At 58.3% G+C, this 4,020-nt stretch carries 4 protein-coding genes; 3 read left to right on the top strand and 1 reads right to left on the bottom strand.

Annotated elements, in window-relative coordinates:
* Positions 1-237, top strand: a 237-nt coding sequence (locus tag DBR18_RS28510; protein ID WP_218277855.1) for a hypothetical protein, incomplete at its 5' end; no start/stop codon positions are given.
* A gap of 46 nt (positions 238-283) precedes the next feature.
* On the opposite strand, the gene pcaR is transcribed toward DBR18_RS28510, so the two are convergent.
* Entirely contained in the window at positions 284-1,126 is an 843-nt protein-coding gene (gene pcaR, locus DBR18_RS13650; protein WP_108590699.1) for a pca regulon transcriptional regulator PcaR, read from the bottom strand.
* A 650-nt stretch (positions 1,127-1,776) separates the two neighbouring features.
* Between pcaR and DBR18_RS13655 the strand changes: the two genes are divergently transcribed.
* Together DBR18_RS13655 and DBR18_RS13660 are read left to right on the top strand one after the other, a co-directional pair.
* Entirely contained in the window at positions 1,777-1,977 is a 201-nt protein-coding gene (locus tag DBR18_RS13655) for a hypothetical protein (protein ID WP_003222398.1), read from the top strand.
* Positions 1,978-2,350: 373 nt separating this feature from the next.
* Entirely contained in the window at positions 2,351-3,826 is a 1,476-nt protein-coding gene (locus DBR18_RS13660; protein WP_007963152.1) for an inorganic phosphate transporter, read from the top strand.
* The last annotated feature ends 194 nt before the right edge of the window (positions 3,827-4,020 follow it).

The raw sequence follows: 4,020 nt of genomic DNA on the forward strand, positions 1-4,020 counted from the left end.
CACGCAAAAAACGCAGTCGAACGGCGGCCGGCCCAAAAGCGGCACGGTCACAAGAATAGAAGATCGAAATCAGGCGTTGCGGTGAATCCGGCAACAGGGAATGGAGCTGAGACAGTCGGGGAGCATGCGCATGGTGAGTTGCCTCTTGTCATTATTATGGGAGTCGACAATCCGGCAGGCTCATTCAAATCTGCGCCGGATGACGCTGCCGCGACATTAATGATCCGGGGCTTTTAGCGTCAATTCGATAAACGCAACACTGTGCGTTTATCGAACAGCTTCATCAGGCGAACAACTGCGCGCTGAGGTCGCGGCTGGCACTGAGCAGGCCCGGCAGAAAGCGGTTTTCCAGCTCGGTGCGGCTCACTCGGCCGGCATGGGTGCTGACATTGAGCGCCGCGACCACCTGGCCCGAGGCGTCATAGACCGGCACGGCAATCGAGCGCAGGCCTTGTTCAAGTTCCTGATCGACGATGCACCAGCCCTGCTGCCGCACTTCCTGCAGGCATGCGAGCAGACTTTCCGGGGTGTGCAGGGTGCGGCTGGTCTTGGCCACCAGTTCGGCGTGCTCGAGGTATTCGCCCAGCGAAGTGTCGTCCAGCGCCGCCAGCAAGATACGGCCCATGGATGTGCAATAGGCCGGCAGCCGCCCGCCCACCGACAGGTCCACCGAAATCAGGCGCTGAGTGGTTGCCGAACGGGCGATGTACAGAATGTCATCACCTTCGAGCGTGGCCATGTTGCAGGCTTCATGCAGTTGCTCGCTCATGCGGTCGAGGTACGGCTGGGCGGACACCGCCAGCGGCGTCGAGGACAGATACGCGTGCCCCAGGGTCAGCACTTTGGGCAGCAATGAATACGTGCGGCCATCGGTGGTGGCGTAACCCAGCTTGATCAACGTGTGCAGGCAACGTCGCACCGCGGCGCGGGGAATTTCCGTGCGATGGCTGATCTGGGCGATGGTCAGGTGCCGCTTGCGCTCCTGAAATGCTTGCACCACCGCCAGACCACGAGCCAGCGAGGTCATGAAATCCGGGTCGCCAGTCAGCGCCTGGATACGCTTGGCCGGCGAAGCCACGATCGGCGGCGCCACGGAAGTGAAGGAGTTGCGCATCTGATCGTTCATTTCTTGTCCTTTTTGCGGCGCGGATCAATCGCTATACAAGCGGCTCGCCGACAGATAAACAAGGGCGGCATGCCGAGATTGGGCGATTATCGAACCGTCGACCGATTATCGCAATCTTCAGCACCGCCCCCCCTGTACGACCTGCAAAAATGTTTTCCCAACTTTCCTGACTCGCTGAGCCGATACCCTTAGTTGCTGACTAAATGACGCCAGAAACACAACACGTTCAACGCTAACGTTTGCCTCCCACTGCAACTACCGATAAAAAATGTCAGTCACAAAACAATCACACATCCCGAACCGTTTTTAACTTGGCAAAGATAGTCATTCCCGAATCGACCGCTATAATGCACCTCAGTGGCGCCGCGTTTTATTCAACGAGGCCGCCATCTGCCGACGCGATGCCAATCGCCGACAGCCCGGCCAGCGCTGACGCCCATGACTCATTCAACGCCAGCACTCGCTGAAACAGGAAACTGATGCTGCGTCAGTTTTTATCTGGTGCCGTAGCCGCCTGCAACATGGAAGTCTTGTTCGCCCTGCCGATAACACCAATGCCTTAACCGGCATTGCCCCTCGGTGGACGTGTGCAATTGACTCGTTGCCGTGCGTTTCACCAGACATTTATCTCAACTCAAACAGGTAGCACTGTGACGAAAGACGAACTGCGCGCGGAACTTGAGCGCCAGGAACAACGCTACAAGGAAGTTTACGGCGGGGAAGTCACCACCTACGCCGCGCAACCCGAACCGGAACGCAAGGCATGGCGTAAACGCCCCACTGTTCAGGATCAGGTTTTCCAGCAAGAACTGAAAAAGATGGAAGAAGAACTCAAAACCGAAGAGCCTTGAACGGGCGATCAGTTTTTTTGAGGGCTTGCGTCGGCACCGGTTACAAGCGCGGTGACGCGGCGATGCCTTGCGCGCCCGCTACCCGCGGGCAGTGGCCACCTCCCCTGTCCTGCGCGGCAAAGGAGCGTGTCTGACTCGTTTCAGAGATATTTCACACAGGCGTTTGAGGCCCTCGCGCACGCGACAAAATGCCTGTTGCCAGAAGGTTTTCTCTATCTAATCAAGCACTTGAAAAACCCTGCAACACGCTCGGGCTTTGCACCTTGCAACAATTTAATTCGACATTGATTGCTACCGATGAGCAGGTAGGGGATCGATTTCCAGTCTTTTCTGGCATAATCGCGCCCCCTTATGACCGGGTCAGAAAACCTTCATGATCGATTTATTCAGCGGACTGGATGCTTGGGTGCTTGTGAGCCTCTTGCTCGCCCTGACGTTTGTCCTCGCCTTCGAGTTCATCAATGGATTTCATGACACCGCTAACGCGGTAGCCACTGTTATCTACACCAAAGCCATGCCGCCTCACCTCGCGGTGTTCTTCTCCGGTGTGTTCAACTTCCTCGGCGTGTTGCTGGGCGGCGTTGGCGTGGCGTATGCCATTGTTCACCTGCTGCCGGTAGAACTGCTGATCAATGTGAACACCGGCCATGGCCTGGCGATGGTGTTCTCGTTGCTCGCCGCGGCGATCACCTGGAACCTGGGCACCTGGTACTTCGGTATTCCGGCCTCCAGCTCCCACACCCTGATCGGCTCGATCCTGGGCGTCGGTCTGGCCAACGCCCTGATCAACAACATCCCGTTGGCCGACGGCGTGAACTGGCAGAAAGCGATCGACATCGGCGCCTCGCTGGTGTTTTCGCCAATGGCCGGTTTCCTGATCGCCGCGCTGATCCTCATCGGCCTGAAGTGGTGGCGTCCGCTGTCGAAGATGCACAAGACTCCGGAACAGCGCCGCAAGATCGACGACAAGAAGCACCCACCATTCTGGAACCGCCTGGTCCTGGTGATCTCGGCCATGGCCGTGAGCTTCGTGCACGGCTCCAACGATGGTCAGAAAGGCATCGGCCTGATCATGCTGGTGCTGATCGGTATCGTGCCCGCGCAGTTCGTACTCGACCTGAGCAGCACCACCTACCAGATCGAACGCACCCGCGACGCGACCTTGCACCTGAGCCAGTTCTACAAGCGCAACGCCGATTCCCTGGGCGAATTCCTGGCCCTGGGCAAAAGCGTCGAAGGCGACCTGCCGGAGAAATTCCGCTGCAACCCGCAGCAGACCGAACCGACCATCAACGCCCTGCTTGATACCCTCAAAGGTGTAGCGGACTACCATTCGCTGTCCTCGGAAAGCCGCATCGAAGTGCGTCGCTACCTGCTGTGCCTGGACGACACCGCGAAGAAAGTCGGCAAGCTGCCAGGCCTTGAAGCCCGCGAAAAGGCTGATCTGGACAAACTGCGCAAAGACCTGACCACCACCACCGAATACGCCCCGTTCTGGGTGATTCTGGCGGTCGCCCTGGCCTTGGGCCTGGGCACCATGGTCGGCTGGAAACGCGTGGTACTGACCATTGGCGAGAAGATCGGCAAGCAAGGCATGACCTATTCCCAGGGCATGTCGGCGCAGATCACTACTGCCAGTTTGATCGGCATGGCCAACATCTTCAGCCTGCCCGTGTCGACCACTCACGTGCTGTCCTCGGGCGTGGCCGGCACCATGGTCGCCAACAAGAGCGGCCTGCAGGGCGGCACTGTTCGCACCATCTTGCTGGCGTGGGTGCTGACCCTGCCGGCGACTGTGGCGTTGTCGGCTGGGTTGTTCTGGTTGGCGTCCAAAGCGCTGGGTAGCTGATAGACTGCTTCAAGCTTTGATGAAAAGGCGCGATTCGAAAGGATCGCGCCTTTTTTGTTTTGGTTGTATTGGGGGCATATCCGTTTCTGCGGGTGATGCCGCTGGCGGTTTCGCTCTTACAGCGAGTCACCTTTTCCAAACGCCGAAAAGGTAACCCAAAAGGCTTTGCCCCGGCGTACGGCACTTCGCTGAGG

It is taken from the genome of Pseudomonas sp. HMWF021, assembly GCF_003061005.1.
GTDB lineage: Bacteria > Pseudomonadota > Gammaproteobacteria > Pseudomonadales > Pseudomonadaceae > Aquipseudomonas.